Below are 24,250 nucleotides of genomic sequence, written 5' to 3'. Positions count from 1 at the left end.
GGCAATTATGTGTGTAACTAATTTATGTCCAAATATGAGCTAGGGAAAAATGAGCTAGGGGAAAGGCTAACTTGAATTTGCCCCAAAATGAGTTAGAGCTTTGAATCAGTCGTAATATGAACATAGTTATTTGCCATAGATTTTCTGATGTGAGGAATGGAAGTGATTTGTCATATCACAACAGCTCCCTAAACCAATTATGAGCATAATGCTTTTTCATCTTTTATCTGGATGCTAAGGTGCTTCCCCCCTCAAAAAACGACTTGGAAAACTAACTTGCAAATGCACCCAAACCGATTCACAAACCTGAAGTCTATGATGTAAATGAATGGTTAATACGCAACTAATTCACAATCACTATTTTTCCAAAATGCTTGGCTGATTCCATAGCTTCGAATGCTTTAGGTGCATCGTTGAAGTCAAATATTTGATCAACGACAGGTTTGATTTTATGGGTCGCAATCTGAGTAAGCATATTTTCGAACATCTTTCTATTTCCTACCATGATGCCTTTGAGATGTATTTTTTTAAATAGAATCGGTAATGGCGATATTTTTTCATCTACTCCGGCCTGTACTCCAATCATAGTAACTTGACTGTTGAAAGATGCTGCTTTTAAAGATTGACTCAGTGTGCCCGGGCCACCTGTTTCTATAATGAAATGGGCACCTTCTCCCTCAGTTATTCGCAGTACTTCTTCTTCCCAATCAGGCGTCGTGTTGTAGTTGATGATGAAGTCGGCACCCATAGCTTTGGCTCGGGCAAGTTTTTCATTACTACTTGAGGTTATAATTACCGTAGCACCTGCAGCTTTGGCAAACTGTAATGTAAAGAGAGATACCCCACCTGTACCAAGTGTAAGAACTGTTTGATTTGGTTTTAATTTACCTGATTCCATGAGTGAGTTCCAAGCTGTAAGGGCTGCACAAGGTAATGTTGCAGCTTCTTCAAAACTAAGAGATTCAGGTATCTTTATTAGCGCGTGTGCAGGTAATATAATTTCTTCTGCTAGTACTCCGTGTATAGTACTTCCCATAGCTGCATTGTTTGGCGCCAAATCACCATCTATCCAATCGCGCCAAAATAAATTAACAACACGATCGCCAAGGCGAAGATCACTCACCCCCTCACCGAGAGCGATAATTTCTCCCGCACCATCCGACAGAGGAATAAGTTCACCTGTTTTCACGCCAGGATATGTGCCCTTTATGATCATAAGGTCACGCTTATTTAATGATGCGGCACGAATTCTAATGCAGACTTCTCCATGCTCTGGAGTTCTTAAGTGAACGGTCTGCTGTTTGATGTTGAATTCATTTTTATCTGAAATAATTTTCCATGCTTTCATTTTTTGTCCATTGTTTAAATTGCGGTGAAATAAAGATAATCAATTTATTTACATAGGTATAATTTATTGTTTATATAGTATCTATAGATATATTTATGAATAGGGAGTGGCAATGTCAAAGGTAGATTTAAATCTTCTCGTTGTTTTTGACGCGATCATAGAGGAAGGTTCAATTACATTAGCTGCATCTAGGGTTGGTATGACGCAACCTGCGGTATCAAATGCGGTGGCTCGAATGCGTCTTGTTTGGAATGATCCGCTATTTGTAAAACAAGGGAGGGGGATTAGACCAACACCTAGAGCGATCGTCTTATGGCAAAAATTTAGAACTCCATTGCTGGAGATTCGTGAAATGAATACCCAAAATCACTTTGATCCCGCTAGTTCTGAGCGTGTATTTCGAATTGGAATAACGGAGCATCCAGCCGATATGCTATGGTTGCCTTTACGTCAGCTAATGGAAGTAAAGGCTCCAAATATTTGTATTCACTCGGTGCCGATTCATCGTAATACCGAAGAGCTACTATTGGATGCTTCTATTGATCTTGCAGTGCATTATTATGTTGGAAATTATAAAAATATTAATGCTACCTGGTTGTTTAATAATAAACTGGTTTGTGTTGTTAGACCGGGTCATCGATTATTAAAGTTACTGGACTCGAAAGGTGTATTACCACTAGCACAGTATCTTTTAGAAGATCACCTAATGGTTTCGTTATCAGGAGAAGCCCGCGCCAATGTTGATGATGTTCTAGAATCAATGGGAGTGAAAAGAAAAATAGCGATGGCGGTAAATCATTTTTCACTCGTCGCATCAATGTTACAACAGAGTGATCTTGTTTGTGTTACACCCCAATCTGTAGTGGCTAGTGCGGTTAGTGCAAAAACGCTTGTTGTTGTTCCGTTATCTTTTGATATTGATCCTGCACCAATATCTATGCTTTGGCATTCCCGACAAGACAGGGACCCTGGTAATATTTGGATACGGCAGCTTATCTCCAAATCTATTGATAATGAAGTTGTAAAAATAGCGACTTCTTTTAATAAGATAAATTAGTGGTGGGAACGGCTAACTCGATTTTGCCCCTAAGTGTAGAGTGGTTACTCACTAAAATGTGAACGTTCGGTTTTACATAGATGTTATCATGCGAAAAATGGGGTAGGTTCTCACACACAATTTACATAAATGAATCGAAAACGATGGCCAGTATTACTTAGCAACTACACTGAGAAAACAGCGTCTATTGTGGGTCATAATCCAAAAATAAATCTCGTTGTAACGGTTTACCCGGATGGCAACTGTATGCATCGAAGTCTTTAACACCTTGTGCACGTAACACATCTTCATCAAGATAAAAGCCATTCTGATGGTCTGAAGGTAACTGGCTAATCAAAGCGAGACACGCATCCGCCATGATGCTTGGTTTGCGGCAGCCCCCTTCAATCAATTTTCCCGCGATCATGTTTTCGACCGCGGATGTTGCGATCGCTGTTTTCGGCCACAAAGAACTCACGGCAATATCATCGGCTGCGAACTCTTCGGAAAATGACTGACTCAATAATGACATAGCATATTTCGACGTGGTGTATGTCCCGTATTGTTTAAACCATTTCGGGTCGAGATTGATCGGTGGAGACAAGGTCACTACGTGGGAATGTTGGCTACGGCGCAGATACGGTAAACAGGCCTGAGTCAGTAAAAATGTCCCTCTGACATTAATACAAAACATTAAATCAAACTTTTTCACGGGCGTATGTTCAATCTTATCCAGATGGATCGCACTGGCATTGTTGATTAAAATATCGATACCACCGAACTCAGCAACAGCCTCATCCACCGCGCGTTGAACCGCTATTTCATCACGTACATCAAGCTGAATAGCCATTGATCGCCCTGCACCAGCCTGATTAATTTCCTCCGCTGCGGTATAAATGGTACCCGGTAATTTAGGGTGTGGGATCGTGGTTTTTGCAGCAATCACCACATTCGCGCCAGCCTTAGCACACGCGGTCGCAATGGCTAAACCAATTCCCCGCGACCCACCGCTGATCAACACTGTTTTTCCAACAAGAATATCAACATCCGGTAAAGGCAACGATGAGGGCGAATAACTCGGCTCCTCCCCGCGTACTTTTCGTAGACTGAGGGTTTGACTCACAATTTCAAGTTTAGTGATCACTCGACGAGCAACATCAAATAAAGAGGCCATTGTCTTCCTTATCTCAGCATATTACGACGGTTAAAAGAACTGCATTGAGTATAGGAAGAATAAAAGGCATTTGCTCTTAGATTCATGTTTTTTCTCGACCAAGCAGCAGTTCCACGAGTCTTTTTCTGTTATCTCATCTAAATGTAGTGATACAGTAAATTTGACCACATGCTAAGAGGCTCTGCTCACTACGCACAACGAATGTGAGGGTATCAGCTAGATGCCTTCACTTCTCCCAAAGTGGCTTAGAGTCGTAACTCAGACTCGATATTCTCACCTTCTATTTATTTTTTTAACCTTTTTTTTGACTTTTTTAGGCGCTTTTGAAAACTCTTTATGGAAAGGCTGTTCTGTAACAACAGGAATGGCTTGCCCTATGCGCTTTTCAATATTATTTAATAGCGTTATATCATTTTCTACAACAAATGAAATGGCCATTCCACTTTTCCCGGCACGAGCAGTTCGTCCTATACGGTGTATGTAGTTTCTTGGATCTTCAGGAAGGTTATAGTTAATGATTAAAGTAATATTATCAACATCAATGCCACGAGCAGCAACATCAGTTGCAACTAATACTCTTAAATTAGAATCTTTAAAGTTTTGTAACGCTTTCTCCCTAACTGCTTGTGTTTTACCACTGTGAAGGCTAGCGGCAGTTATTGATGCTTCTTCTAGTGCTTGAACAATGATGTCAGCGCCATGCTTTGTTTTGCAAAAGATGAGCACTTTTTCATAGTCAGTTTCTTTCAGGATATTAAATAGCAAAGGTACTTTATTCGATTTTTCAAGATGGTATACACTTTGATTAATCAAGTCGATAGTAACCGTTTTAGCAGTAATTTGAATTTTTGTTGGGTCCGTTAATATTGCTTCTGCAAGTATCTCTATTTCAGGAGGCATAGTAGCTGAAAACAATAGTGTTTGTCGGTTCTTTGGCAGTTTAGATATGATGCTTTGAACATCCTTAAAGAACCCCATATCAAGCATTGTATCTGCTTCATCTAACACAAATACTTCTAACGCCTTAAAATTTATATCGCCCGTTTTAATTAAATCCAATAACCTTCCAGGGGTGGCCACTAAAATATCAAGTCCAAGTGCGATAGAGTCAACTTGATCTTGTCTTCCTACACCACCATAAACAACCTTAGTTTTAAGCCCTAAACCATCAGAGTAGTCATCAATGTTTTGCATTATTTGCGAGGCCAGCTCTCTCGTGGGTGTTAGTATGAGCGAACGCGTGCTCTTAGCGTTGATATCTATTTTATTGCGCCCCAAATTATTGATAATAGGCAATGAAAAGGCCGCCGTTTTTCCTGTTCCCGTTTGCGCTATACCAAGAAGATCATTCCCATTAATAAGAGCTGGGATACATTCTTTTTGGATTGGTGTGGGCTGTTTATAGCCTTTAAGGCTAACGCGGTCAATAATTGACTCTAAAAGTGAAAATTCTTTAAACTCTGACATGCTGGCTCGGTATTCTTTAATCAATAGCCTATTATTCTAACAGAATGCTTTAACATATTTAAGACGTATTCAAGGTGACTTTTTCTGACAAATCCCCACAAAACATCTCACAAAAACAGTTCAGTAATCAAGTGTTCTGACCCCTTGATATTCGGCGTAAAGACCCTAATTCGATGTCCATCAGGATCAATCGCAACAAAGGTAATACCAAAAATTAACTCTAAAGGAGTTTGAATGAATTTAACTCCTTTTTTTTCCCATTGTTCGTAAAGGTGATGTAATACTTTTGAATTATCAACCATTAAAGATAGCTCTGTACCGCCACCAGTAATATGAGCTTTCGGAGAAACTTGTGCGAGTTGTTTTAACTCAACGCTAACCCCATCGCCTAATGAGAAAGAAATAAATGTTGGCGATAAAACTTCACCGTCACATTCAAAAGTATTGGTGTAAAAATTTTTGCTGATTTCAATATTTTCGACATAAAGAACAAAGGAATCGATTTTAAACATATAAGTTCCTAAAAAGTACAACTGATTGAGTGAGTAATATAATGGATGTGAGTGACAGTTTTTGTCAGTAGCGAATTTCTTTCTCACTAATTCCTTCTATTTCCTGCCATTTTTTCAGTAAATCACGACGATTAGGTCGGTACTTTTGCTCAAGGGACTGCCAGTGTTCTATTCTATCGAGCCTAAAATTACGAAATGAATCTCTTGTTTCACACCAAGCCACTAGAACATAATGGTACTGGAATAAACCTATGAGAATAGGCCATATTATCCGTGAGCTGGGATTCCCTTGAGAGTCTTGATAGTCAATCTCAGCTTTATACTGATGTTTGATGGCATCTCTAATATATGATAGTTCTGTCGTTAATTCTGGTACTTCAATGATAGAAGCTACACGCATGATATCCGCGCTTCGCTTCACAATGTGATTTTCTGGTAATACTGATGAAATTTTAGCAATAGCGTTTTTTGCGGCTTTATGAAACTCACCATTAGCCTGTTTTCCAACCCAATCAGCTCCTAACAGGAGAGCTTCTAACTCTTCTGTTGAAAACATTAATGGAGGTAGCGTAAATGTCGGTTTCAATACGTAACCAAGGCCAGCTTCGCCTTCAATCTCCGCACCTTGTGCTTGTAATGTCACTATATCCCGGTAGATAGTACGAACACTTACATTCAGTTCTTGAGCTAAGTGTGCTGCTGAGACAGGGTACTTATGACAGCGTAATAGCTGGAGTAAGTCAAAGAGTCGTTGGCTTCTAGACATGAAATAAATCCATTAAAATAAATAGGAAGGGTGCTGTATGAGTAACGGTATACAGCTTAAGATACATTTTAAGTAATGCAACTCTATTCTTTGAAGCTCAACTCAAGCTCTAAGCCGTCTCTGTCCAAGAACGAGCTAGCCTAGCTAACTCAATAACGGCTAAGCCTGTGAACAATTATGTTTGTGACAATATATGCTTAATTTTAGTGACAACTTATGGATGTAGATAATTTATATGCTGAGCACCGTAATACGATATCAAAAATTTTAAAGTGTCTGTTCAATTAAATAATGGCTAAAGATAGAGCTGAATAATTGTATATTATTGTGATTGTTAAATAGTATATTTTTATTTTAATAATTTATTTATACTTATATGAGGCAAGGGGTTGGGTGTTATTTGAGTAGTTTTAGAATATTCTGAAACTATTATAGGACAGGGTGTTGTTGATTAGATATTTATTTTTAGGTTGTTTTTTAATGAATTGATGTTGCTGAATATATTTAATGAAACATGTTATTGATTATTGTCATACGGGTATATTAACGCTTTGATTTATCTGTATTCATAGAAGGGAAGTAGCTTAAAGCCGCGAATGCAGTACGTTAACGTATAATATTGTTAATCTGCATTGCTAATAGATTGTAAAGGGAAGGGGGGTGATTAAAAATTAGATTGGTGATGAAAAACAATGAATTCACAATTAAGTGTAATGGTCTTTATATTTAAAAAGTAAAGATTAAAAAACTAAACCAAACTAATAGAGTCTTTATAAATAGTTTTAAAGCTGTAACATTCGTCTTAAGTTTGTAATTTAGCTTTAAGTTACAAAGATTTATTTATAATTAAACAGAGACGACTACGTGAAGATACAAAATAAACACGCGATGATAATTCTGAAAAGTGCAGCTTCTGCATTTGTACTTGTAAGCGCCAGCGCCAGTGCAAGTACAAATGAATTGGACGTTAATGATATTTACGATCATTTAAATGAAAAGTATTCACAATTTAACGATGTAACTTTTTCAAAACCAAGTACGAACTATTTAAAACCTGGATGGATCCTCGATACCCATTTCACTTTTGGAACCAGTAGCGAATTCTATAATAAGAGTTTTGATGCGCTGAGTTTTAATCATGTAGACAGTGAGTTCAATATGTCTACTTGTAATGATGATTCGGAATGTGGAGGTGTTTCTACCTGTACTGCGCCAGCTTATACCAAAAACAAAGACGGTGATGCTAAAAAACTGTGTACGGTTCCGGCAGATAAAATATTAGATGCTATATATGACAATATTGTATCAGCAAAACGATCTGTAGATATCGTTACACTACAGCCGATGGATATAAGTCACTTAAATCTGAGTTTTTCGAGTGGTGCATTTACCGCAACAATTAAAAATGCACTGTCACAATTGGCGAAGAATACGCAATATTCTGATCATCATATTACGGTTCGACTATTACAAGGTAGTTTTACGCCGATGCTTGGTTATGATGCTGAATCTGAAGAGGAAGAAATACGTCAATTGAGTCTAACTCAGACCAATTACCTTTCTGAGATTGCTAGCGTACTTCCTGAAGTTAATAATCTTGATATTACTGTAGGCAGCGTACGTTCTTGTAATAAATTAATAAGTAATTGTGGCAACAATAATAGTCAAAAAGATGTGTTGTTAAATGTTGCTTGGAATCATGGGAAAATAATTAACGTTGATAACCAGTCTGTTATTACTGGTGGGCATAACTTATGGGGTGCTGATTATTTACAGCGAAATCCTGTTAATGATCTCAGTATTAATATCTTAGGTCCGATTGCATCTACTGCGACTAAATATGGAAATACACTGTGGAATTATGTATGTAATAACACTGGTACAATTACTAATACCTTCGTTACCTACGCAAATGGTCAGTACACTTATGACTGTCCTGCACATATTTCGTCAACATATGTAGCTCCTACAGATGCTAAAAATGGCCTTGCTGTGAAAGTAATGTCTATTAGCAAACTCAACAATGGTGTGCTAGATAAAGATGCAGATCAATCGGAAGTTGCGAGAGTATATGCATTCAAAAATGCCACTAAAAGCATTAAAATAAGTCAACAAGCATTGTTTTTTAAAGGCGCATTTGGCAAAGTATTACATCCACTTAAAACAATCGATGGCACTGTAATGGAAGCGTTAGCAAGTGCTATTTACAAAGGTGTTACGGTTGATATCGTGACGAGTTCTTTAGACGGCGGTATTTATAGTTCAGGGTATAATTCTGAGTTTGTTTATAACTATTTATTAAATGTATTACATAAAGCACCGTATTACTTAGAAAGAAACTATGCAAAAACGTTCTTAGATAAAAATCTGCATATCAACTTCATTTCAATTAATGGCCGTGAAACGAATAACATGAGTCATAATAAATTGTGGATTGTTGATGACAAAGTATTTTATGTAGGTAGCCATAATATATATCCTTCATCACTACAGCAATTTGGTGTTATTGTGGATGATAAAGATGCAACCGCACAATTAGAAAAACAATTGTGGACGCCTATGTGGAAAAACAGCATACATGTACCAATAAATAATAGTTAAATCGTAACGGGGTGCATTAATTTGCCCCCGTGTTTTTCTTTTTGAAAATTACGTAACGCCCCTTATTTAATACCTAATCCTTCATTATTTATACCTTGAACCTCGTCTATGCTCGCGGTGGTCTTGAGATCACCCTAGGCACATTAGCTAATTGGTGTATTAAAAGCGCTGAATTACTCAGCCCATTAATAGCGGTAATGAAAACACATTTACTTGCTCAATCAACGCTCTGCGCAGATGAAACAACGATCCAAGTACTTGATGAAAAAGATCGAACTGCACAGCAAAAATCATACATGTGGGTTTATCGTAGTAATGAATACACGGCAAAACCGGTTGTAATCTACGATTACCAACCGAGTCGCGCACGTAGCTGCCCTAAAGCATTCTTAGCTGGGTTTGCAGGTTACTTACAATGCGGTGGTTACAGTGCTTATGAAAATATCGACGATATTATTCCTGTTGGTTGCTGGGCTCATGCAAGACGTAATTTTCACGATGCCTTAACCGCGCAGCCAAAAAAACAGGCAAAGCCACTGTGGCATTAAATTACATTCAATCGCTTTATGCGATTGAGAAAAAAGCCAAATCGTTAACCCCCGAAGAACGGCAACACTTACGAGTGAAAAAAGCAGAACCAGTCTTGCAGCAACTTCATGAGTGGCTAAGCAAAAGTGCAAAAACAGTCACCCCGAAAAGTAAAATAGGCGTGGCCATTAGCTATACCTTAAATCAATGGGAAAAACTGAGGCGTTATCTTTATTCGGGTGAATTAGGGATTGATAATAACGTAACCGAACGAGATATCAGGCTTCACCGCTTAACCACGCGCTTACTTATATACAAAGTGAAACCAGCAAGAAAAGATCACTTCAACTTGAAACTAACGATTTTAAGTCTATTAATTTTTCTGCGCTGGGCAGTGAGAAATGGACGAAGGTTTGTTTCTTGGGACCTTACAATGAAAGCTCTGAAAAGGCTCTAGGTTTTAATTGGCAGGTAGCAGAACACACAGCAGTTCTTAAATCTGACAGCCACGCATTATTTTTAGCTTGAAATCCATCTTTATACCGATACTGCTATATAGTTCAGGGAGCTGCTTCAGTGCCTCCTTTCCCAGCCGGAGGCGGGCGTCATTTTATTTAACAAGGCATCTAAACCTATGTCGGTTGCTTTGGATATTTTCGGCGTGCCCTGGGCTGCTTTTCCAGCGGGCAGCTTCCACTTTTCTTTTTCTAATACTCTAAAGTATTCTTCTATCCAATCCCAAATGGCTGTGCCATTGGTGCCGCGAATAGCCATTACATATTCGGATGGCTTGGAAATAGACTGCGCCACATACATCATATTGTCTTGTAGCTTGGTGAGTTCAAAGGTATAGCTCACTGGGCCCCAAATAACACGCAAATCCGCTTGTTGCTGGGTATCTTGCAATACGCTTAATTAGGGATTGTGTAGTTGATCATCTTGGCGATGGATTCATCGATAGACTGGTCGCCGGGCAGGGGTTTTTCTAGTGTCTCGCCTGCGTAGGCTAAATAGGCGAGTGTGACAACCGTTTGACGTGCGGTGGTGATATCAATGAGGTTGCTCATGTTCCAGTCCTTTTGGATTTATATTTCATGGTGAGTCTATAATAAAAACAATAATAAAAACAATGATGACAATAGCTAGATGCTGATTTTTTAGACCGCATAAGCTATAAAAAACAAAAAGTCTGTCAGGTAATTACCCTACAGACGCTCGTTTTATTTGAAGTTAAACTCTGCGCCATCACGATAGTAAGAAAGTTATTAATCGTTATTTTTATGCGCAGTTGTACGCTGAAATATAAAAAAGTATTGGCTGCTGATCTTCATTTTCTACTACGGTAATCCCAGTTTTTTGTTAGTAATAATTATAAAACCTACGTACCGCACCCCTAAATAATTATACTTATTGGTGAGTAGATCACAATCAGTATAATTATAATTACTACTTATTGAATATTAAAAAGTTTCCATGCCATATTAATATTGTCTTTCTTCTGAATTATTGATGAGGTGGTACATTGCTTAAATTTCATATTACATTCTTATTCACATTTAAAAATCCATCATGGGCAACAATCGTATCTTTTACGAACGTGTAGGCAATTCCTTCGAAATTCACCAAAACTACGTGCGGAATGTCGGATAAAACTCTCACTTAAATAATAAATAAGCAAAAAGGACTAATATGAAAAATGAAACTGCAGTTCAACTGAAGGATGATGCGGGACAGGATTCTGCATCCATTAAAAGAGTCGGTAACGAGGTCGTCAGACAAATAAAAAGATCACCTATACCTACCCCCATACCTATTCAATATGCGGATGAAGTCCGCTTTCAAAAACCAGAACAGCCTACCTATGCAATCTTGCCCTCAATTTTTTCTATATTGAGTTTGTTGTTTATGGCAACGCTGTCTAGCATTATGTTTATTCAGCTGTTCAATCCCGCTGTTACAGGCTTGGCTTGGGTGGGTGATTTGTTTACCTTTTTGAAACCACCTCAGGCTGGGGCGAATATGGCCGCGTGGACGTGGGTGCCTTTCTTGTTCACTATCATCGGTAGTGTTTTGGGTATGTTGTTTGAACTGGGTTTGTTACTGAGCGGTCACGCCTTTCAGCAAACGCGAACTAAGTTTGGCGTATTCATTTTAAATCTTCGCCTATTAAATTTAGCCCCTGTGGTTACTACCATCTTCTTCTTTATTACTTGTATGGTTGTGACTCATGCAGACATGCGCTTTACCATGCTCTATCTTGCGGGCGGCGCCTGCTTTGGTTTGGGTTTCGCCTTGTTCTTTGGCGGTGCACAGGCCCTTGTGGCATTCGCGCTGGCGGGTATTCAGGTTGCTCAAATAATCATGGTGCTCACCGGTACAATACCTGCAGGCGGAGAAATCATTGCGTGGTTGCTAGTGGGACAGGCTGCATTGCAGCTAACGGCATTGTTGATCGGTACCGCTACTCCCTGGAAGAGCACAGCCTTTCATACGATTAGTTCGATCTCTGGTGTTTTACTGTACAGCGCAATCTTAAACGTGACCGCTGCGGACATTAGCTTTTCTCAGTCAGTTGCAGTGGCGTTACCAGAGGGCTCTTTGGTCTTGTGGAGCTTTATGGGTGCCTGTATTGCCGGCCTGGTGTTAACGGCGGTATTATTGCCGAAGACGCTAGGTGGTTTCCTAGTGATGCTGAGTAATACGATCTGGTCGCCGCTGTACTTCTTTTTGGTTAGTGCTAATCGTTTCCCTCATCCGCTTAATTTGACGGAAGTTTATGGTGGGAAAAAGCCACCTGAAAAGACTAAGCTGAAGCCATACTACCAGGCACACCCCGAGTTTTTACTGCAGCGTTTGAGTATTCCTGCCGTTGTTAATATCGAGGAATCAGTCACGCTGTTTAAAAAATTGATAAAGACGGCAAGGGCGGCTTTTTCTGTCATGGCAATACTGGATCACTACCTGCCTCAGGCGAATGTTAAAATCCCCTTGACCAATAAGAAGCGTATGGCTATTTGGAGCGACGGTTCTGAATACTGGCCGGGCTTGTTTACGAAGAAAATATTTGGTTTACATCTACCCGACGGCGGCAAGATGGACACAGCGCCTGAGCCTGTTATTGCCGCTTTTAAAGAAGGTCAGCTGTTGGCGTACTTAGCCGAGTCTGGTGTGGCATCGCCTTTCTTAAAGCCTGCTCCAGAAATGGGCGAGGGTATGTTGACCATTGATTTCCGCTTCTTAGAAAACTATGAAACCAAGCCTGATTATGAGTCCTATGGTGGTGCGGCTTACTTTAAAGTAAACAGCACAAAGAAGTGTTTGGAATTGATTTCTGTAGTGGCGCCTCACTCCACTGATGTATTGCCAGTCGATCCGCGCAGTCCTAGCTTCCGTCGTGCGGAAAGCTTGGTATTAGCGTCTATGTATTATCAAGTGATCAGCGGTAAGCACTTGGCTGAAATACATATGACTTATAACCTGGTTGAAGTGGCTATGCATGACGCCTTTGAGGCACAAGGGCAGTGGGCGCACCCATTCAGAACGTTCATGTATTTACACTTCTTTGCCCACGAGTTGGCGGAAGAAATTACTACCGAGCACTTGGTTCAAGAGGGCGCGGTGTTTAGTCAAGTTTTTGCGACCACCCATGATAGCTTGGTGAATCACTTAAACGACTGCTACTCCAACTTCGAGTATGGCGCAGATGAAGATTTTGAAGCGCGTACTGCGATGCTGACTATGCAGGATTCTGCGGGTAAGCCCGGCGAGCTATTGCCGAATGCCTGTATTAAGTGGGAGTTAGATTACGCTAAAATTTGGAATGGCTATACCACTGCATTGATCGATATCATTTATACGGATGACGCAGCGGTACAAGCGGATAAGTACTTGCAAGATTTCCACGCTGGCTTGTTACAAGTCTTGATCAAGGGTTTACCTGCGCGTTACGAGGGCTTCCAGACTAAGGCGGGTGTTGCACGCTTTGCTTCGGACACAATTCACCACACGGTTGTTCGTCACCAAGTTTATGGCACAACGGGTATACGTGCGGCTCTGGACCCTCGCATTAGTAAGGTTCAAGTGCCTATGGATGGCGGCACCTCCGCTATTAATGAATGGCGCTCTTTGGCATTCGTGGCATTGGCAACCGGCAAGGCTAGATTCACGCTACTGCAAGGTGACTTTACTAACCTGCTCAATGGTGTCGATGCGAAGTATAAGGACGACATGCACAAGGTGTTTGACCAGCTGCAAGAAGATCTTGCTAAGTTAGAGACGGAGTGGACTACTACGGAAGAAGATAAGCAGCACAACTACAACTATTTCCGTTCAGTACCCTCAGTACTGCATACCGGACCTGGTTATTAATTAACGCGGTAATAAGTCCCTCTGTTAAGCATTTGCTTGATGGCGGGTTTACCGTGCCGAATGAAAAGGAAATAGATCATGAGTTATTCAAAAAGCCAAACCATGTTGGCCTTTGCTTATATGTCTTACTATGGATTTGATTTAATTGGTCCCGATAAGTGTAATGCTCAAAAAATTGAGAAAGATATTAAGCATGCCTTAACCAGCTGGGCACCTGTTAAAGATGAATGGGAGTTGGTCTGGGGGCCGGGAGTATTTATCTTCGACCTTGCCTTGTTTGATGACAACTTAATGTACCTGGTGCGCAATATTAAAGATCCGTCACGTTATGTTATAGGCATACGCGGCACTAACCCGGTGGGGCTGAAAGACTGGTTAATAGAAGATTTTCAAGTGGCTAGCATGGTGCCGTGGCAGTACGGAAAACCTGCAGCTAAGTTGAAACCCAAAATTTCTAAGAGCATTGGAATTGGCATAACCAAGTTACAGGAAATGATTGCGGAACCCGGCGTACCTGGAGAGGGTAAGAGCTTATTAGAATTTTTACAGGGCGACATTGAGGGTAAAGACGCCGTTGATATCTGCGTGACGGGGCACAGTCTGGGTGGTGCTTTAGCGCCGACACTGGCTTTGTGGCTGAAGGATATCCAGGGCGAAAAATTGCCTGAGAGCGCAAAAATATCGACGGTTGCTTTTGCGGGCCCTTCCGCAGGTAATAAAGACTTCGCTACGTATTCCGATCAGCGCTTTGCAGAGGGCGAGTGTATTCGTGTGGCTAACTCCTTAGATGTAGCCCCCCATGCCTGGAATCAAAAGTCTTTGCGCAAGTTGTTCTTGTTATACAAGTCCGATTTTCTGCTGCCTGGGCCGCTTGTGATTGGCATGATCTCGGCCATGCTAGCCTTGTCGTGGCGTAAAGGCTATCAACAAATTGAGGCTGACGCTGAGCCTATACAAGGTCGATTTAAGCCTTTGTTGTATAACTATTTGGCACAAGGTATATACCAGCATGTGGTTGGCTATCCCGAAGCCATGGGCATGCTAGATGACAATGAAATCCCCGTGTTCGAATTGTTTGCTGGGCAGCTGTAATACTCGGCTGATTAACAAGGGTAGCTCTGCCACCATTAAGTACCACTACTGTCCAGTAGTGGTACTTAGATATTCGTTAAATTTTAATACAGCAAGCAACGACGGTCGTATAGTTTCTATCAATACTAAGTCGAATAAAAAAGTATCTACATTGACCTCCAATAAATCTATCTGCTTGTATCGGAATAATTAATGCTGTATTTAACAATAAAAGGCATTGCCGCCTTCTCTCTATTAGTCGATTAATGGGCTTATTTATAAAAGGGAAGCGATACAGGATGTGGGGATGGGCAAGCAGGGATGGTTGTAATGGTTCCCCCGACTTCTAATGCTAGAAAATTGGTAAAAGAAGATGAGGTGGAAGTTCATCTTCTTGCGGTTAAAAAAGACTATAGAAATAATAATTTAGGTCATAGATTACTTAGCGAACTTATTCTTCAAGCACAGAATGAAGGGTATAAGAAAATAATTCTTTGGACTCAAGGTTCGATGGCTGCAGCACAATATTTATATTCGTTCGTCTTTCCCGTTTATAAGGGGTTATGCGGCATCAGTTCGTATAGCACTCTGTTAGCTTCCAAAGGGGCATCGATGAAATACTTGATCTTGGTATTGGTTTTTACTTCGCCATTAGCGTTCGCTGAGAATTGGTCAATTTCATCATACTTTATGTAATGCGAACCATACCCTTTGAAGCTTAAGCACTAAGGCGCTTCCCCCCCTTTACGCCATTCGAGTCAGGTCATTATATTTTTGTGGATTAATGAACTTTTTGAATAACACCGACACTAAAAAGGAACAGAGCCGATTACATACAGTATCGGTGTTTAGTTAGCTGCGCTAAAGCAGAGTGTTTCATGGACGAATCGATGAAAATATTTTTTATATCTTTGTTTTTATTCTCATTTTCAAGTTTAGCTAGTTCGCTTACGTGGAGCCAGCAAAGAGGCCTGTATACGCAAGTTGTAGACTTACAAGCACAACAAATGTGGTCCAAAGCGTTACAAAAAACAAAGCTTATTCCTGCATATCCATTAACCTATCTACTTGAATACCAACAGCTTAAAGCACACTTTAGCCGCAACAGTTTGTTTGCAGTGCAATCTTTTATAAAGGATAACCCTGATCGTCGCGTGAGTTATGATCTACAGCGAAGTTATTTATATTACTTAGCAAAAAACCAATATTGGAGTGAGTACCTGTCTTTTTATCCGCGACTTCCCAACTCACTCGACTTGAAATGCTTTCATTTTCAGGCGCGATTAGCGGCCGATCAAGCAGATGAAATTTGGACTGATGTGCAAAAAACCTGGTTAACGGGATCTTCCTTGCCGAATGCCTGTGATAGCGTCTTGGAGTATTATCTTAATAGTAAGAAAATATCTCAGGCATTAATTTTTCAGCGTTTTTACTTAGCTTATGCGAATAATAAAACATCCCTTATGTCCTATTTAATCACCTTAATGGACAAGGAAAATAAACTGTTGGCTAAGCAGTTATATGACTTACATAAAACCCCAACAACGTTATTAAACAGCCCCTTATTTAAGACCCCCCGATTTAACAACAAAGCGTATGCTAGCCTCGATTTTTTAGTTGCCAGCATTAAACGTCTTGCTAAAAAAGATACTGAATTAGGATTAAATGCATATCTCACTTATGAGCGTAAAAAATATTTTACATCGGCAGAGCAAATCAAATTAGAAAAATATCTTATATCGCGCATTATGATCCGTAATGAAACTAAGTTGTTACCTTGGCTAGATAAAGCGCTTTCGGCTTTAGGGGATGTACCATTAACGGAACGTAGGATCCGTTATGCGATTAAATTTAATAATTGGGCCGATATAGAATATTGGCTGGCGCAGCTGAGCGAGACTAAGCAACTCGATAGTAAATGGTTGTATTGGCAAGCACGGGTATTGGAAAATAAACAGCAACAAAGTCAGGCCGATAAACTTTATCAAAAAATCGCGACTGAGCGTAATTACTACGGTTTTTTGGCCGCGCAGAAATTAGGTGTAGATTACCAGTTTAATGCCAATATAGTCAGCTTGCAGCAGCAAGGCTTAGATCATTTGCAAACACAACTAACACATATTGATGAACTGTATTTCCATCAACATAGGTATTTACTTAAACGTGAGTGGCGGGCTTTAATTAGCGATCAAAGTAACAATTTACAAAGGCAGTTAGGCTTATTTGCCTTCCAAAAAGGTTGGGCTCATCTTTCGGTCGTTGCCAGTATTCTTTCTAAAAGTTGGGATGCCTTGAATATTCGTTTCCCCGCCGCTAAACCACAGCTATTTTATGCTAATGCCGCTCGATATCAACTCGATTCAAGCTATATTTACGCCATTACGCGTCAGGAAAGTTCTTTTGACGAGTCTGCTAATTCTCCGGTCGGGGCTCGTGGTTATATGCAACTGATGCCGAAAACGGCAAAAGAGACCGCACGGAAAATTGGGTTGAAAAATTATAAGAAGAAAGCACAATTAACTGATGGCGATATCAATGTACAGTTAGGTACAGCCTATTTTGATAGCTTACTTAAGCGCTATAAAGGGAATCGGGTGCTGGCAACTGCGGCATATAATGCGGGCCCGAATCGAGTTGACCGCTGGCAAGGCAGCAAAGACGGCAGGGCAGAGCAAGGCTTAACGATGGATAGTTGGATCGAAGCCATTCCCTATAAAGAGACCCGACGTTATGTCAAAAATGTTTTAGCCTATAACGTCATTTATCAGCATATCTTAGATAAACCGCTTGAGTTTCTTACGCCTAAAGAGATCCATGCACGTTTTTAATATGATGAACAACTTGGTAATGCTATTGAGCATGCTGAGTCACCGCAACGTTAAATTTTACTGAAATGACTTCGAATAGCTATAACTATAATGAATCGCCTAACCATATCAGTAGGAAATATTTAGTTGGACAACAAAGCTGGTCAGTTCGTTTAAAATGCACAGACGCAATTGATAATCGTTCTCATTATCAATATAATGCATATCTGATTTGAGTATTAAACCAGTAGGTAATCTGTAGTGTTGGCACAAAATATCCGTTTATGGTTGTCTATAACAATGAGTTTGTTGTTGTTTCCTTTATATTTTCTGTATGTGGAATTACAGCAGAATGAGCAAGAACGGGATTATGAGGAACTGAATCAACATGCTAGCCTAGCGTTCGACACTGCTCAGCGTAATCTTGATGCTTTGCAGGAACACCTCGTGTCATTACGCAGTATGATGACCTACCAGCCTGAACTTTCTCGCCAGCAGTTTGATCAGTTTAATGCTCAGTCATCGCTAAGTGATTACGGTATTGTTGTGTATGAGTGGATTCCTAAAACCAGTCAGCAACAAACCCCGGATTTAATTAAGGAAGCTGTTAATACCGGCATTTTTGATTTTCGTTTTAGCCGAGTTGGAACAAGTGAAGTATTTTACCCTATTTATTATTCGGCCTCGGCTCAGATGAATGGTTTATCCTTGGGGATTAATCTGGCAGATATCGATAGTATTCGCGAGGGAATGGTGTTAGCAGCGCGGGATAATAGTCTGCAGTTAGTGATCAGTGAGAATATGTCACTTGATGAAGCGACAACACCTGAAGTTAGGTTGTTATTACCTGTTTTTGCTTTGAATGATCAAGGTGAGGTAGGTTCTGAATTGAGGGGCTATGTAAGTGCGATGACTCACTTTGATGCTGCGATGGAAATTCTTTTAGGGCCAGTACTAAGCCAGAGGCAGAATCTTGGTTTAGAGATCTACCGTGACTGTTTGCAAAATACTGAGCTGTTATTTACTTCGTTACATCAACAACGCTCTACGCCTGAGTATCGAATTGACTTTACACAAAATTATGCAAATTGGCAGTTGCGATATCAGTTTGTTGATTTAAGTCCACCTATGCCTTGGTGGTATCTATCTCGCCCCATGCTAATTGTCATCGGTATTGGTTTAATCATTTCATTGTTTCTCTTGTTGTTACGTCATTCGCTATATCGTCGCATACGCGCTGAAGAACTCGCCAGAGAGAAGACACATTCGCTAGAGTTAGCACAAAATGAATATCATAACTTGTTTGAAAAAGTGGTTGAAGGTGTTTATAGCGCAACGCTTGAAGGACAGTTTTTAAAGGTTAATCCGGCGTTAGCTCGGGCTTTTGGTTATGAAGATCCACGACAGATGCAGCAAGCGGTTGAGCATATTGGTCGGCAACTACATCGAGAAAATCAATCATATCAGGCTTTTTTACAGACGTTACGGGAAAAAAAAGAAGTATTTAACTATGAATGGGAAGGCGAAGATCGACACGGGAATACTATTTGGCTGTCAGAAAATGCATATTTAAATACAGTTGATGATGATTGTGTTGTGTATCAAGGCACTTTAGATGTGATTACCGAACGTAAATTTAATGAGCAGCAGTTGAGTTATCAAGCCAATCACGATGCCTTAACGGGTTTGTTAAATCGGACGGCCTGCCAGAATTTTTTGGAAAAATATTTACAGAATAAACAGTGGGGCGTGGTGCTATTTATTGATCTTGATGGTTTTAAAAAGATTAATGATACCTATGGGCATGGCGTTGGCGACTTTTTTCTACAAGAAACCGCGAACAGATTAACACACATTTTACGTAGCAAAGATCGAATTGCCCGTATCGGCGGTGATGAGTTTGTCATTTATTTTGAGGGGGAAATGTCTCAAAAAACCATTAAGCAGTTGGCTGAGCGCTTACAGCGTGAAGTCACTCAGCCTGTTATATTAGATGGCTCGTCTATCGCTCTACAGGTATCTGCCAGCATTGGATTCACCTTCTTAGGCCCTCACTATCAGCATGCTAGGGATATTTTACGTGACGCGGATCTAGCCATGTACGAAGTGAAAAAGAACGGTAAGGCGAACTATCAAGTATTTAGTTTAGCCTTGCATGAGCAGGTTCAGCGACAGACTGAATTTGATGATCTCTTACATAGCGCATTGGAAAAAAATGAGTTTAGTTTATGTTTTCAGCCAGTCGTCTGTTTGAAGGATGCCCGAACCCGAGGCTTTGAGGTCTTGTTGCGTTGGTATAATCCTAAATTGGGTCAGGTTTCCCCTGAGCGTTTTATTCCTCTCGCAGAGAAATCTTTGCTGATTCAGCCCTTAGGTTTATGGGTTATTACCCAGGCATTAGCCAGTTTTCGTCGTTTATCTTTGTTACAGCCCAATGCAGGGCTTTACCTGAATATTAATTTGTCACCCCGTCAATTGCATGATGATCAATTAGTGAAAGCCTTACCTAGATTGTTAACCGAGGCAAAAGTCGCACCAGAGAGTATCCGTTTCGAACTAACAGAAAGTGCCTTGGATATGAATGAGCAAGTGGTGACAGAGCGTTTGTCGGCACTCAGAACGATGGGTTTTAAAATATATATTGATGATTTTGGTACCGGGTATAGCTCATTAAAACGTTTGGTTCAGTTTCCGATTGATGGTATTAAAATTGATCGCTCGTTTGTTGATGGTTTAGAAGAAGACTCCAGTAAGCAGGTAATGATTGAGGTAATCGTTACGATGGCGCGTTTACTCAATTTACAAGTCGTCGCAGAAGGTGTGGAGACAGAGGCGCAACGGAAATTGTTAGAAGTAGGTGGTTGCCGATTAGCTCAGGGTTATCTGTTTTCTCGTCCATTGCCGGAAGTTGAATTGAGTCGGCAGCTTGTAAGTGCTTGAACGGACTAATCCAACGGACTTTCGACGTAAAAGATTCATGACCAATTTAATATTTCCTTGAATATCCAATTAAACAGTTTATGATAATAAGAATCATTATCATAAACTGTTTTTAGGAAATGCGATGAACTTGTCGACATTAAATGTTAAAAGCACCTTAGGTGACGACAGCGATCTTGAATATTATGAGCAACTAGGCAATGCTATTGAGCATGCAGAGTCACCGCAACGTCATGACATATTCTTGTCCTACTTTCAATTAAGTGATCAGATCGCTGCTCCGCTTGATGTAGAGCAGTGCTGGTCACTATATTTAGCACAACTTGCGCTCCTTTTACGTTCAATAAAGAATGAACTGCTGCCTAATCATTGGCGTCGAGCTTGTTACGAAGTGTTGAACAAGCCGCTACTTTCATTGCAACGTATAGCCACGACGACTGAAAAAAAACATCAGCTAAATAGTTACTATATTCAAATAAACAAACAAGTAACCAAGGTATTCAACCTACACCCTTTTTAAATTACGTTAATCGCAGGCTAATTCGACGGTACTGAGTTAGTGCCATTCATCTGACAATCACGGAAAGAACAATGACAAATTTTAGAATAGAAACAGACAGTATGGGCGAACTTGAAGTGCCATCTTCGGCACTCTATGGTGCACAAACACAACGCGCAGTTAACAATTTTCCAATTAGTGGTCAGCAATTACCCGTCGGTTTTATTCGCGCCTTAATCCAAATTAAATCCAGCGCTGCGGCAGCGAATAAACAACTTGAATTAGTATCCCCAACGATTGCAGATGCGATTATTTTGGCTTGTAAAAACTTATCTGAAATGGAAAATGTGATGCAGCATTTTCCGGTCGATGTTTACCAAACGGGCTCTGGTACTAGTTCGAACATGAACGCGAATGAAGTGATTGCACATCTTGCTAGCGAAATAGCGGGTGTGCCAGTCAGTGCTAACGATCATGTTAACTACGGTCAAAGTAGTAATGATGTTATCCCAAGTACAATTCATGTGAGTGCGGCGCTTGCGCTTGCTAATCAGTTATTACCGGCATTAAATCATTTAGTTCAAGTTATTGATAAAAAAGCGAAAAGCGTTGATCATTTTGTAAAAACAGGGCGCACTCATTTAATGGATGCGATGCCGATTAAAATGAGCCAAAGTCTGCATAGCTGGAGCGCGCAGATTAAGCAAAATATTAATAACTTAACGGCGCTACAACCTGTGATTCAGCGCTTGGCGCAAGGTGGAACAGCGGTGGGGACGGGGATTAATGCGCACGCCGACTTTAGTCGTGTATTCAATCAACAATTAAGTATTGCAACGGGTCTAGAATTTACGCCCGCAGATAATCTATTTGCATTAATTGGCTCGCAAGATACCGCTGTTGCATTGTCTGGTGCGTTAAAAACAACCGCAGTATCGTTGATGAAAATAGCGAACGACTTGCGCTGGATGAACTCTGGTCCACTGTCTGGTCTTGGCGAAATCGCCCTTGAAGCACTGCAACCTGGGTCTTCAATTATGCCGGGTAAAGTGAATCCTGTGATCCCAGAAGCAATGGCGATGGTTTGTGCACAGGTTATCGGTAACGACACTGCGATCACGATTGGTGGACAGTCTGGCAACTTCGAGCTTAATGTCATGCTGCCTATGATTGCTAACAATCTACTTAGTAGTTTGCATTTACTAAGCAACAACGTGGTGCTACTAGCCGATAAAGCCATTGCGACCTTTGAAGTTCAGCAGCAGAACATCGAACAAGCCTTGGATAAAAACCCAATTTTAGTGACTGCACTTAATCCGATTATCGGTTATCAATTAGCAGCTAAAATTGCCAAGATAGCCTACAAAGAGCAACGCGCGATCATTGATGTGGCGTTAGAACACACTGACTTATCGCGTGAGAAACTGAGTGAATTACTCAACCCGTTAAAACTGACTCAGGGTGGTCTTTAAGTTAAATTAAGTCCCTTGTGAGAGCAGAGGACTTATACTTTATATTTTCGCTAATTATGTTAATTTATGCTGCATAAATTAACATTAGCGATAAATATTAAAGGTATAAAAGGATGTTTTTAGTTACAGATAGAGTGCAATTACGATCGCTCGATATGAGTGATGCTGCCGAGTTCTACGCATGGTCATGTGACCGAGACGTGACTCAATTTAGCTTATCTTCCTATGCCTACCCGCAATCCAAAACGGATATCTCAACTTGGTTATCAAGCATTAATGGCAATTCAAAATGCGTGTCATTGGGTATTTGCTGTGCTGAAACAGGCAAATTGATTGGTTATGCAGGTATCGCGTCAATCAGTACGCTCAATCGTTCGGGCGAATATTTTATCCTTATTGGTGATAAAAGTTATTGGGGTAAAGGTATTGGTACAGAGATCACCAAAGTGATCACAGATTATGGTTTTAACACGCTGGGTTTACACCGAATTGAATTAACGGCCTATGCCAATAACCCATCTGCGATCCGCGCGTATGAAAAAGCTGGTTATGTTCATGAAGGCGTGAAAAGGCAATCTGGCTTTCGCAACGGTGAATTTGTCGATAAAGTAATGATGGCCGTCCTGGCAACTGACTGGCAAGGTATTAGATAAGCGGGTGGACTTGTTCGGTTTACTACCACAGCTTTTACCTTCTGTTCTTGAGCTCTGTAGTTTAGCAAGATAGTATCGAGTGACTCAGTTAATAGATAACACTAAGGAAAGATTATGGAAAGCGAATACATACCACCGGCAGTTTGGACAAACGATGATGATAATGGCGGTGCTTGGGCATCAATAAATCGCCCTGTTTCTGGTGCTACCCACGGCAAAGTACTACCCGTCGGTATTCATCCTTTACAGCTTTATTCGTTGGGAACGCCAAATGGTCAAAAAGTCACGATCATGTTGGAAGAGCTGTTAGCTTTGGGTGTGATTGAGGCCGAATATGATGCTCATATTATTAACATTGGTGAAGGCGATCAGTTTTCATCCGGTTTTGTTGGTATTAATCCAAACTCTAAAATTCCCGCATTAGTGGATAAATCTGATGAACTGTCGATTGAAGTGTTTGAATCAGGTGCTATCTTACTTTACCTTGCCGATAAGTTCGGCCATTTATTACCGAAAGATATCGTGAAACGCACGACAGTATTGAATTGGCTATTTTGGTTACAAGGAGCTGCTCCGTATTTAGGTGGTGGGTTCGGTCATTTCTATGCTTACGCACCAGAAAAATTTGAATATCCAATTAATCGTTTCACGATGGAAGTTAAGCGTCAACTCGACTTATTAAACAAGCAACTTGCTGCGAATAAGTTTATAGCAGGTGATGAATATAGTATTGCCGATATTGCGATTTGGTCTTGGTATGGCAACGTGGTGCTTGGTAAGGCATATGATGCTGCTGAATTTTTAGATGTTGCAAGTTATAAGCACCTGCTAAATTGGGCTCAAGGTATCGCAGACCGTCCTGCAGTGCAGCGTGGTCGAATTGTGAATCGTACATCAGGCGAAGCATGGGAAGCATTAAGTGAACGTCATTGCGCTGCTGATATTACTGAGGCTCTCAAGCTAAAACCTTAACGCGTATATCATGCAACTTGGTGTTATATGCAGATG

20 protein-coding genes are annotated in these 24,250 nt (G+C 40.5%); 13 read left to right on the top strand and 7 right to left on the bottom strand.

Going from position 1 to position 24,250, the window contains the following annotated elements; genetic code table 11:
• Positions 1-343: 343 nt before the first annotated feature.
• Positions 344-1,348, bottom strand: a complete 1,005-nt coding sequence (locus AKG98_RS05800; protein ID WP_067042736.1) for an NAD(P)-dependent alcohol dehydrogenase — start codon at positions 1,346-1,348, stop codon at positions 344-346.
• A 112-nt stretch (positions 1,349-1,460) separates the two neighbouring features.
• On the opposite strand from AKG98_RS05800, the gene AKG98_RS05795 reads away from it, so the two are divergent.
• Positions 1,461-2,405: a LysR family transcriptional regulator gene (locus tag AKG98_RS05795; protein ID WP_067042734.1), complete on the top strand. Its 945-nt coding sequence runs from the start codon at positions 1,461-1,463 to the stop codon at positions 2,403-2,405.
• Positions 2,406-2,589: 184 nt separating this feature from the next.
• Here the strand turns inward: AKG98_RS05795 and AKG98_RS05790 are convergent, their stop codons facing one another.
• From AKG98_RS05790 to AKG98_RS05775, 4 genes are all read right to left on the bottom strand, one after another.
• Complete coding sequence (locus tag AKG98_RS05790) at positions 2,590-3,558, bottom strand: NAD(P)-dependent oxidoreductase (protein WP_083543891.1); 969 nt, start codon at positions 3,556-3,558, stop codon at positions 2,590-2,592.
• A 273-nt stretch (positions 3,559-3,831) separates the two neighbouring features.
• On the bottom strand, positions 3,832-5,025 hold the full coding sequence (locus AKG98_RS05785; RefSeq protein WP_067042731.1) for a DEAD/DEAH box helicase: 1,194 nt from the start codon (positions 5,023-5,025) through the stop codon (positions 3,832-3,834).
• Positions 5,026-5,132: 107 nt separating this feature from the next.
• The gene (locus AKG98_RS05780; protein WP_067042729.1) at positions 5,133-5,537 is read right to left on the bottom strand and encodes a VOC family protein; all 405 of its coding nucleotides are present in this window, start codon (positions 5,535-5,537) and stop codon (positions 5,133-5,135) included.
• Between the two features lie 64 nt (positions 5,538-5,601).
• Entirely contained in the window at positions 5,602-6,303 is a 702-nt protein-coding gene (locus AKG98_RS05775) for a YafY family protein (RefSeq protein WP_067042726.1), read from the bottom strand.
• Positions 6,304-7,167: 864 nt separating this feature from the next.
• On the opposite strand from AKG98_RS05775, the gene AKG98_RS05770 reads away from it, so the two are divergent.
• The 3 genes from AKG98_RS05770 (at position 7,168) to AKG98_RS22840 (ending at position 9,889) form a co-directional block, all read left to right on the top strand.
• Positions 7,168-8,904, top strand: coding sequence for a phospholipase D-like domain-containing protein (locus tag AKG98_RS05770; protein WP_067042723.1), 1,737 nt, complete (start codon positions 7,168-7,170; stop codon positions 8,902-8,904).
• A 95-nt stretch (positions 8,905-8,999) separates the two neighbouring features.
• Positions 9,000-9,452: a transposase gene (locus AKG98_RS22845; RefSeq protein ID WP_198155439.1), complete on the top strand. Its 453-nt coding sequence runs from the start codon at positions 9,000-9,002 to the stop codon at positions 9,450-9,452.
• On the top strand, positions 9,443-9,889 hold the full coding sequence (locus tag AKG98_RS22840) for a transposase (RefSeq protein ID WP_067042717.1): 447 nt from the start codon (positions 9,443-9,445) through the stop codon (positions 9,887-9,889). The genes AKG98_RS22845 and AKG98_RS22840 overlap by 10 nt, the downstream gene beginning before the upstream one ends.
• Before the next feature lie 116 nt (positions 9,890-10,005).
• On the opposite strand, the gene AKG98_RS05755 is transcribed toward AKG98_RS22840, so the two are convergent.
• The gene (locus AKG98_RS05755; protein WP_157534072.1) at positions 10,006-10,290 is read right to left on the bottom strand and encodes a hypothetical protein; all 285 of its coding nucleotides are present in this window, start codon (positions 10,288-10,290) and stop codon (positions 10,006-10,008) included.
• Between the two features lie 53 nt (positions 10,291-10,343).
• On the bottom strand, positions 10,344-10,499 hold the full coding sequence (locus AKG98_RS22160) for a hypothetical protein (protein ID WP_157534071.1): 156 nt from the start codon (positions 10,497-10,499) through the stop codon (positions 10,344-10,346).
• Between the two features lie 622 nt (positions 10,500-11,121).
• Here AKG98_RS22160 and AKG98_RS05750 point away from each other — a divergent pair.
• The 9 genes from AKG98_RS05750 to yghU all read left to right on the top strand — a co-directional run bounded on the left by AKG98_RS05750 (position 11,122) and on the right by yghU (position 24,214).
• Positions 11,122-13,800 carry a hypothetical protein gene (locus AKG98_RS05750; RefSeq protein WP_067042711.1) on the top strand — a complete coding sequence of 893 codons (2,679 nt, stop codon included), beginning with the start codon at positions 11,122-11,124 and terminating at the stop codon, positions 13,798-13,800.
• A 78-nt stretch (positions 13,801-13,878) separates the two neighbouring features.
• Positions 13,879-14,892 carry a hypothetical protein gene (locus tag AKG98_RS05745; RefSeq protein ID WP_067042709.1) on the top strand — a complete coding sequence of 338 codons (1,014 nt, stop codon included), beginning with the start codon at positions 13,879-13,881 and terminating at the stop codon, positions 14,890-14,892.
• 300 nt (positions 14,893-15,192) lie between these two features.
• Complete coding sequence (locus AKG98_RS05740; RefSeq protein WP_083543889.1) at positions 15,193-15,567, top strand: GNAT family N-acetyltransferase; 375 nt, start codon at positions 15,193-15,195, stop codon at positions 15,565-15,567.
• Between the two features lie 194 nt (positions 15,568-15,761).
• On the top strand, positions 15,762-17,699 hold the full coding sequence (locus AKG98_RS05735) for a transglycosylase SLT domain-containing protein (RefSeq protein WP_067042703.1): 1,938 nt from the start codon (positions 15,762-15,764) through the stop codon (positions 17,697-17,699).
• 240 nt (positions 17,700-17,939) lie between these two features.
• On the top strand, positions 17,940-20,618 hold the full coding sequence (locus AKG98_RS05730) for an EAL domain-containing protein (protein WP_067042700.1): 2,679 nt from the start codon (positions 17,940-17,942) through the stop codon (positions 20,616-20,618).
• Between the two features lie 124 nt (positions 20,619-20,742).
• Positions 20,743-21,138: a hypothetical protein gene (locus tag AKG98_RS05725; RefSeq protein WP_067042697.1), complete on the top strand. Its 396-nt coding sequence runs from the start codon at positions 20,743-20,745 to the stop codon at positions 21,136-21,138.
• 71 nt (positions 21,139-21,209) lie between these two features.
• Positions 21,210-22,589, top strand: a complete 1,380-nt coding sequence (locus tag AKG98_RS05720) for a lyase family protein (protein ID WP_067042694.1) — start codon at positions 21,210-21,212, stop codon at positions 22,587-22,589.
• Positions 22,590-22,702: 113 nt separating this feature from the next.
• On the top strand, positions 22,703-23,242 hold the full coding sequence (locus AKG98_RS05715) for a GNAT family N-acetyltransferase (protein ID WP_067042691.1): 540 nt from the start codon (positions 22,703-22,705) through the stop codon (positions 23,240-23,242).
• A gap of 114 nt (positions 23,243-23,356) precedes the next feature.
• Complete coding sequence (gene yghU, locus AKG98_RS05710) at positions 23,357-24,214, top strand: glutathione-dependent disulfide-bond oxidoreductase (RefSeq protein ID WP_067042688.1); 858 nt, start codon at positions 23,357-23,359, stop codon at positions 24,212-24,214.
• The last annotated feature ends 36 nt before the right edge of the window (positions 24,215-24,250 follow it).

This window comes from Moritella sp. JT01 (assembly GCF_001574435.1).
Classification (GTDB): Bacteria; Pseudomonadota; Gammaproteobacteria; order Enterobacterales; family Moritellaceae; genus Moritella.
Note: the sequence above shows the minus strand (reverse complement) of the source record. Positions and strands in the feature narration are given on the sequence as shown.

Excerpts from the sequence above, each read along its gene's own strand:
- AKG98_RS05800 (WP_067042736.1), bottom strand. The coding sequence starts at position 1,348 with ATGAAAGCATGGAAAATTATTTCAGATAAAAATGAATTCAACATCAAA.
- AKG98_RS05795 (WP_067042734.1), top strand. The coding sequence starts at position 1,461 with ATGTCAAAGGTAGATTTAAATCTTCTCGTTGTTTTTGACGCGATCATA.
- AKG98_RS05790 (WP_083543891.1), bottom strand. The coding sequence starts at position 3,558 with ATGGCCTCTTTATTTGATGTTGCTCGTCGAGTGATCACTAAACTTGAA.
- AKG98_RS05785 (WP_067042731.1), bottom strand. The coding sequence starts at position 5,025 with ATGTCAGAGTTTAAAGAATTTTCACTTTTAGAGTCAATTATTGACCGC.
- AKG98_RS05780 (WP_067042729.1), bottom strand. The coding sequence starts at position 5,537 with ATGTTTAAAATCGATTCCTTTGTTCTTTATGTCGAAAATATTGAAATC.
- AKG98_RS05775 (WP_067042726.1), bottom strand. The coding sequence starts at position 6,303 with ATGTCTAGAAGCCAACGACTCTTTGACTTACTCCAGCTATTACGCTGT.
- AKG98_RS22160 (WP_157534071.1), bottom strand. The coding sequence starts at position 10,499 with ATGAGCAACCTCATTGATATCACCACCGCACGTCAAACGGTTGTCACA.
- AKG98_RS05750 (WP_067042711.1), top strand. The coding sequence starts at position 11,122 with ATGAAAAATGAAACTGCAGTTCAACTGAAGGATGATGCGGGACAGGAT.
- AKG98_RS05745 (WP_067042709.1), top strand. The coding sequence starts at position 13,879 with ATGAGTTATTCAAAAAGCCAAACCATGTTGGCCTTTGCTTATATGTCT.
- AKG98_RS05740 (WP_083543889.1), top strand. The coding sequence starts at position 15,193 with ATGGTTGTAATGGTTCCCCCGACTTCTAATGCTAGAAAATTGGTAAAA.
- AKG98_RS05735 (WP_067042703.1), top strand. The coding sequence starts at position 15,762 with ATGAAAATATTTTTTATATCTTTGTTTTTATTCTCATTTTCAAGTTTA.
- AKG98_RS05725 (WP_067042697.1), top strand. The coding sequence starts at position 20,743 with ATGAACTTGTCGACATTAAATGTTAAAAGCACCTTAGGTGACGACAGC.
- AKG98_RS05720 (WP_067042694.1), top strand. The coding sequence starts at position 21,210 with ATGACAAATTTTAGAATAGAAACAGACAGTATGGGCGAACTTGAAGTG.
- AKG98_RS05715 (WP_067042691.1), top strand. The coding sequence starts at position 22,703 with ATGTTTTTAGTTACAGATAGAGTGCAATTACGATCGCTCGATATGAGT.
- yghU (WP_067042688.1), top strand. The coding sequence starts at position 23,357 with ATGGAAAGCGAATACATACCACCGGCAGTTTGGACAAACGATGATGAT.